General features: G+C 41.5%; 7 protein-coding genes. 2 read left to right on the top strand and 5 right to left on the bottom strand.

Going from position 1 to position 7,372, the window contains the following annotated elements; genetic code table 11:
- Positions 1–134: 134 nt before the first annotated feature.
- Positions 135–1,679: an MFS transporter gene (locus tag ACUVXA_RS13460; protein WP_445871791.1), complete on the top strand. Its 1,545-nt coding sequence runs from the start codon at positions 135–137 to the stop codon at positions 1,677–1,679.
- Positions 1,680–1,774: 95 nt separating this feature from the next.
- Here ACUVXA_RS13460 and dnaJ read toward each other — a convergent pair whose 3' ends face one another.
- The 5 genes from dnaJ to ACUVXA_RS13435 form a co-directional block, all read right to left on the bottom strand.
- On the bottom strand, positions 1,775–2,893 hold the full coding sequence (gene dnaJ / locus ACUVXA_RS13455; RefSeq protein WP_445871790.1) for a molecular chaperone DnaJ: 1,119 nt from the start codon (positions 2,891–2,893) through the stop codon (positions 1,775–1,777).
- 78 nt (positions 2,894–2,971) lie between these two features.
- A complete protein-coding gene (gene dnaK / locus ACUVXA_RS13450) occupies positions 2,972–4,873 on the bottom strand; it encodes a molecular chaperone DnaK (protein ID WP_445871789.1) in 1,902 nt (633 codons plus the stop codon).
- A gap of 21 nt (positions 4,874–4,894) precedes the next feature.
- Positions 4,895–5,482 (bottom strand): nucleotide exchange factor GrpE, encoded by a 588-nt coding sequence (locus tag ACUVXA_RS13445; RefSeq protein WP_445871788.1) that lies wholly within the window; start codon positions 5,480–5,482, stop codon positions 4,895–4,897.
- A gap of 33 nt (positions 5,483–5,515) precedes the next feature.
- On the bottom strand, positions 5,516–6,205 hold the full coding sequence (locus ACUVXA_RS13440) for an ArsR/SmtB family transcription factor (RefSeq protein WP_445871787.1): 690 nt from the start codon (positions 6,203–6,205) through the stop codon (positions 5,516–5,518).
- A 252-nt stretch (positions 6,206–6,457) separates the two neighbouring features.
- Entirely contained in the window at positions 6,458–6,976 is a 519-nt protein-coding gene (locus ACUVXA_RS13435) for an Hsp20/alpha crystallin family protein (RefSeq protein WP_445871786.1), read from the bottom strand.
- A gap of 251 nt (positions 6,977–7,227) precedes the next feature.
- Between ACUVXA_RS13435 and ACUVXA_RS13430 the strand changes: the two genes are divergently transcribed.
- Positions 7,228–7,372 (top strand): MerR family DNA-binding transcriptional regulator (locus tag ACUVXA_RS13430; protein ID WP_445871792.1); only part of this gene is annotated, 145 nt, incomplete at its 3' end.

Raw genomic sequence — 7,372 nt, 5'->3', positions numbered from 1 at the left:
ATTCATCATATTATATAAATAAAGTGAAAAAATAAAAATTATACAACACAGCATCCTTAAGAAAAAGTTAATAAATTAACAATTTAAATTTAATTTCCACCTAAATTGAGGATATTACGGAAGCACAATCTAGTATGGCAGTAACGGAACTATCCGAAAAAGTTTCTAAGGGTTTAAAAAATGTAATCTATGATGGTATTTGCTCCCAGTCCTTATTTACTCTCACGGGCGGGCCCTTTTTTGTTGCTTTTGTATTGATCATGGGAGCGAATAACGCCTATATAGGTTTCATTACGGCAGTGTCTTTTCTGAGCCAGTTGGCGCAAATACCCACAATTTATCTGATTGAGAAAACCGGTAGGAGAAAGCTGATAACCATTACTAGCTCATTGGGCAGCCGATTACTATGGCTCGTTATAGCCCTTACACCCCTCTTTGCCTCACAAAATCTCCTGCTACTGGGCATTGTTTTCTCAACCAGTTCTATACTGGGCAATGTATCCGCATGCAGCTGGAATTCTTGGATGAGAGATTTTGTACCCATGGAAACTCGTGGAGTGTTTTTCGCAAAGCGCTTCAAGCTAAGTTACGCCCTAAGCTCCACCCTAGGTATTCTGGGGGGACTATATATTGATAATTTTGGCGGGCTTTCTATGGAGGTACTTAAGAGTTACTCTCTAATCTTCACCATAGGCGTGGTTTTCGGATTGCTGAGCATATTTTTCATAACCCGTATCCCCGAGCCAGAAATAGAAAAATCAAAATTCTCATTTGAACTACTTAAGCAACCTTTCGTAGATAAAAATTTTAGAAAACTCTTATCCACTCTAAGCTTCTGGAGCTTTGCCTCCAACCTCGCCACCCCCTTCTTTGCAGTCTATATGCTTACCTCATTGGATCTAAACATAGCTTACTTTATGCTTTTCACAATTATCACGCGTGTCTCAAACATTTATTTCATGGGTCCATTCGGAAAATTAACCGACAGGTTCGGCAACAAGCCAATACTTTCGATAAGTGCTGGAGTATTCATATTCACCCTTGTTGCTTGGACCTTCACCACCCTTCCCCAAAAGCATTTACTCAGTCTCCCCCTACTCTTTATTTTAAGCGTGCTCCTCGGATTATCCAATGCAGGAACCGACCTCACAACCATAAATATTACAGCCAAACTTTCATATCCTAAACCCGCCTCATGCTACCTAGCTAGTGTAGCCGTGGTTACCTCCATTGCTTCAGGCATCGCAGCAGCGCTCGGAGGACTGTTTGCTGACTTTTTTGTACAAAAACAATTATCATTAACGTTGGACTGGTCCCAATACGGAGCAACCAGCAAAGTGCCACTTCTCTCCATTGAGGGTCTAGATTTCCAATTTATGCTATCAGCGGTCGTAGGAATATTTTCAGTAACTTTACTTGGCTACGTTAAAGAGGTAGGAGAAGCGCCTAGAAACCTAGTGGTACACGAACTCGTAGGTTGGCTAAAGAAGGATGTAGCACAATTGACCATTATCGGAGGACGTATTCGCTCATCCCCTCAACTTTTCTACGCACCCATCCGCCAAGTACGCAAATACCTTAACTCACATAAAAACAGATCAAATGGAGAAAAAGACCAACACAAAAATATTAACAATAATAATCCTCCGGCTCTCAATCGAAAAAATGACCATGAATGAAAAAGGGCTGAACCACAAATTTATTGTTAAAATCAGTATACCCTTTTATGAATTTGATAAAAATAGAATACAATTTTTAGTGATGTTATAATTGATTATTTTTTATCCTCCTCAGCCAACTGTTTTAAAAGTTCTTTCTGGCGAGGTGATAATTTTTCGGGAGTGTGGACGATAACTCTCACGAATTCGTCTCCTCTTCCATGTCCCGATACATCCGGCACACCTTTACCCTTCAATCTGAACAACGTGTGACTCTGAGTTCCGGGCGGTATTTTCAGCTCAGCTTTACTGTTTATTGTGGGCACCTCAATTTTTGTACCTAGGGCGGCCTGTGAGAAGGTTATAGGCACCTCAGTATACAGGTGGTTTCCTTCTCTCTGGAAGATTGGATGCGGTTTTATATGCGTCACCACGTACAAGTCACCCGGCGGGCCACCCCTTATTCCCGGCTCTCCTTCCCCCCTTATTCTTATACGAGTCCCATCATCCACCCCGGCAGGTATGTCCACCGCTATTTTCCTTTTAACTTGAACCCTCCCTAAGCCTTTACATTCGGGGCAAGGGTACTGGATTAATTGTCCTCTGCCTCCACATCTGGAACAGGTTGTGATCTGCACAAATCTTGCAGTCCCAGTTTCGCTAACTCGCTGTATTTGACCCGTTCCTCTGCATTGAGGACACTGAGTTGGTTGTTTGCCCGGTTCAATCCCAGAACCCTTGCACACCTCACAGTCTTTTGTATGGGGAACACTTATCTCCGTTTTTAGCCCCGAAACCGCTTGCTCCAAGCTTATTTCCATGTCGAATCTCAAGTCGTCTCCTGGGATAGGTCTCCTCTCCCAGTCCTCCCAACTTGGTCTGCGCCCCCGTCCCCGTCCTCTACCGAAAAGAATATCAAACACACTATCGAAGCCTCCGAATCCAAATCCGAAATCTCTGAAAATGCTGTCAAAGTCTATGTTTCGGAATATGTCTTCCTGCGTGTATCTTCCGCTTATACCTGCGTGTCCATATAAGTCGTATTGTTGGCGCTTCTCATCATCCGAAAGAACACCATAAGCTTCAGAGATTTCCTTAAATTTCTCCTCTGCATCAGGAGACTTGTTGCGGTCCGGATGATACTCCATGGCTAGTTTGCGATAGGCATTCTTTATCTGGTCCTTTGTAGCATCTCTCGAAACACCGAGAATTTCATAATAGTCGCGCTTAGACACTTTCTTTCCCCATTAAAAACTGTATTTTTCATAGAGAAATATGAATTATACTAATAAAAAAATTTGGGATTTTAGATTTTATTTTTTCTCCTCGTCAACCACCTTAAAATCTGCGTCAACCACTTTTTCTTTTTTTCCTTCTCCGGGCCCACTATTAGTGGAACCTGCTCCGGCGGCTCTGGCCTGCTCTGCCTGTGCCTGTGCTTGTTGCTGGGCAACCTGTTGGTAAACTGCTGTGCTCACTTCTTGTAAAACATTCTTCAAAGCCTCTATTTTGTTCTTTATTGGTTCTATGTCCTTTGCGCTTAAAGCTTCTTGTAGCTCCTTTACCGCCTTTTCTAGTCTACTTTTCTGGTCTGCTGCTATTTTGTCCCCTAGGTCTTTTATGGTTTTATTAGTGGTGTATATTAAGGAGTCGGCTTCGTTTCTGGTTTCAGCTTCTTCTTTCTTCTTGCGATCTTGTTCTACGAATTGTTCCGCTTCTTTTATCATTCGCTCTTTTTCAGCATCTGAGAGTTTGGTGGTTGCAGTTATGGTTATTTTCTGCTCGTTTCCTGTAGCCAAATCTTTAGCAGACACGTTTAGTATACCGTTCGCATCAATGTCGAAGGTGACCTCTATCTGCGGCACGCCTCTGGGTGCCGGTGGGATACCAGTGAGATTGAACATTCCCAATGAAACATTGTCAGCAGCCATCGGTCGCTCACCTTGAACAACATGAATAGTTACTGTGGTTTGGAAGTCTGAAGCCGTTGAGAATATTTGACTCTTTCGGGTTGGAATAGTGGTGTTTCTCTCGATGAGCTTGGTCGCTACACCCCCTAGTGTTTCTACACCTAAGGATAAGGGAGTTACATCGAGTAGCAGTATATCGGTTACTTCGCCCGCTAGTACCCCTCCTTGTATTGCGGCTCCCATAGCCACGCATTCCATGGGGTCTACTCCTCTTTCCGCGGGCTTTCCCATAAAGTCTTCCACAAATTTGCGAACTATAGGCATTCTAGTTGGTCCACCAACAAGGATAATTTTGTCAATATTCTTTGGTGTTAGTTTAGCATCGGCAAGTGCTTGCTGCATTGGTCCCCGACAGCGTTCAATAATTGGAGTAACCAGTTCTTCTAACTTGGCTCTTGTTAAGTTTATGTTCAGGTTCTTAGGTCCACTGGCATCCGAGGCTATGAAGGGAAGATTAATGTTCGCTGTTAATGAGGTTGATAGTTCTATTTTCGCTGTTTCCGCTGCTTCTCGGAGTCTCTGCATGGCTGTCTGGTCGTTACGCAGGTTGATACCTGTTTGTTTTTTGAATTGCTCCACCAGATAGTCCACGAGCGTATTATCCATATCTGTGCCCCCGAGCTGAGTGTTTCCGCTGGTGGATTTTACTTCAAAAACGCCTCCACCGAACTCCATTATGGTAACGTCGAGTGTTCCTCCGCCGAAGTCGAAGACCATGATTTTCATCTCTTTCTCGGCCTTGTCTAAACCGTAAGCTAAGGAAGCCGCTGTGGGCTCGTTTATGATTCTCACGACCTCTAGGCCTGCTATGGTTCCTGCATCCTTGGTGGCTTGTCTCTGATTGTCATTAAAGTATGCTGGTACAGTGATTACCGCCTTGTTCACCTTTTCTCCAAGGAAGCTTTCTGCATCTCTCCTTATTTTCTGGAGAAGAAACGCTGAGATCTGTTGAGGCGAGTATTCTTTTCCTCGAATTTTAACCTTGTAGTCAGTACCCATCTTTCTTTTTATAGCTATCACTGTTCCTTCCGGGTTTGTAATCGCCTGTCTTCTTGCTGGTTCTCCTACCAGAAGAGTTCCGTCCTCTGTAAAGGCTACGTATGATGGGAAAGCTTTTCCATATAGCGTAGTGCCCTCAGCACTGGGTATTATTACAGGTCTGCCAGCCTCCATAACTGCTGCTGCAGAATTACTTGTGCCCAAATCTATTCCGATAATTTTTTCCTTCTTTTTGGTTTCCGCCATTTTCATTTCCTCCTAATTTTTTTAATTGTCTCTTATGTGTTCAACATTAACTTCGTTTTTCACCGGGTTTTTAGCGACTTTAACAATGCTCGGTCTCACAACCTTACCTTCAAGCATATATCCTTTCCTCAATTCTTCAACAATGGTGTTGTTAGGATGTTCTTCTGTTTGGACTGTGAGGTAGGCCTCATGCAGATCCGGGTTAAAACTTTTACCCACGGCGTCGATTACACACACCCCTTCCTCACATAGTAGTTTGAATAATTTATTATAAATCATTTCTACTCCTTCTACTAAAATATCCTTCTCTTTAGCCTCTTTCTGGTTCTTAATCGCGAGTTCAAGCTCGTCCAAAATTACTAAAATTCTATTAATAAACAGTGCTTTTTCCCGTCTAATTATATTCCCCCTTTCCTTCTCCACCCTTTTCCTATAATTATCAAAATCTGCCTGCAAATATTTCAAACGGTTTAAGTAGTCTTCAGCTCTTTTCTTCTCCTCCTCTAATGATTTCTCCAGCGATTCTATTCGCTTATCTTTTTCCTCTAATTCTTTTTCAATCTTTTTATCCTTTGATTCCTTTTTCTTTTCATCCTTGGACTCCGTCATACAGTTTCACCCACAGACCAGTTTCACTCAGAATCAATTTTTTCCTTCAATACTTTTTATTCCTTTCTCTTTTAACCTCTTGATAACTTCATCGACAATTGTCTCCCTCATGTCCAGTTGCTCTGATATAATTTCACAGGTGGTGCTCTTCTGATCCAAGATCCTATACATTACCCGCCGTTCCTGCCTCGTCAGGTCGCCCATCGAAATAAGAGCTTCCCTCATAGCCAGATTTCTAAGATAAAGTAATTTGGAGAGCTTTCTCTCAATAGAATTAACCTCATCTTCAATATCAGAAATAAAAAGGTTTAACTCGTCTAACTTTTCACTTTTAGGCCTCAAATCACTGATTTTCTCCAGACGGCTTTCAAATTCTTCTAAAACGTTCTTATCCTCAGACCACTCATTTGGATCATCAAAACATTTCAGAGACTCACTATAAAGGTTGGATGCAAAATTTATTCTTAAAGAATAAAATTTCTTAATAGTATAAAGCTTCCTTTTCGGACCAGCAGGGCTCTCCACCTCAATACTCTCAATTATACCCTCGGCCTCCATATTCTTCAGGTGTTTATTCACATTCTGCTGACCCAAGCCAAGTTCTTTTGCCAACTGTAAGGCGTATGCCGGTTCCTCACTGAGCTTCTGAATAATCTTTCTCTTAACCGGATTATCAATAACCGACATTACTGCCTCCAATTCGTCTGGATTACAAGTACCCATAACTTTCACCACGATTCAAAATTTTTATCGTGAATGAGGGGAGACATGATCTAGGGAATACACGCATGAGTATTATACAAATTCTAGTTGTAAACCTCAAGTTGTTATTTATAAACCTTGTGGTTAATAAATTAACAAGCAGAATTAAAAAATCAGAAACAATAAACATCTCTTTCCATAAAAACAACCTTAAAATATCTATAAATTGGAAGAAATTAAAAAAATAAAAAAAGAAGATTTTATTCTAATCCCTTAATCTTCCTCTTTTATATCAACTTTAACAGGTTCTTCTTTTGGGGTAGGTTCTTTCTTGGGAACCTTTAGTGTTAGAATGCCCTTCTTAATTTCCGCTTCTGCTTTCTCAGGTATAACTTCTTCTGGGAACACAATGCATCTTCTAAAGGATTGATACGATCTCTCGCGGTGTAGGTAGCTCTTGTCTTTCTCCTCTTTTTCCTCACTTATTTCGCCACTGATATCTAAGCTGTCTTTGGTTAGGTTTAGGTTTACTTGATCCTTGGAAAGTCCAGGCACTTCAGCGGTAACTGTATAACCGTCACCGTTGTCTTCTAAATCTAATCTTGGGAAACGGGATAAGGGCCTGAATTCTACGATTCTTCTGGCAGGTACTATATCAAACCATGGTCTTAACAGGGCATCGAAGCTTTTTCTAAAATCTTCGAATATGTCTTCAAAGGGCCTATATATGTCTCTTCGGCTTCCAAATGGTTCTATTTCGGTTGATTCTTTTTTGTCTTCAGTTTTACTCATATGCTACACCTCCAGTATACATATTATAGTAGTATACTACTTCTGGTTGTATACTCTAAGTAGTTATATATAAATCTTTCGGTCAATAAACCGACACAGTTCCCCAATATCTCCTATTGTGAGATAGTGCTATTTTGTAACTTTTCCTCACCTTCCACGCTTTAAATGAGCATTTTTCACCGCCTTAAACGCCTATGCTAACAGTTCTAAAATAGCGGTGTTTAAACAGAATTATGCTGAACTACCGCTAGATGCATAGGGAGCGATTATACACCCTCAAAGAAGCAAAACAACCACTAGGCGTCACGACACGAACCATCCAGAAATGGGACAAACAGAACAAGCTCCGAGTGGTCAGAACAGCCGGCGGCCGAAGAATACCCGAAAGCGAAATCA

Source organism: Candidatus Jordarchaeum sp. (assembly GCF_052745115.1).
Note: the sequence above shows the minus strand (reverse complement) of the source record. Positions and strands in the feature narration are given on the sequence as shown.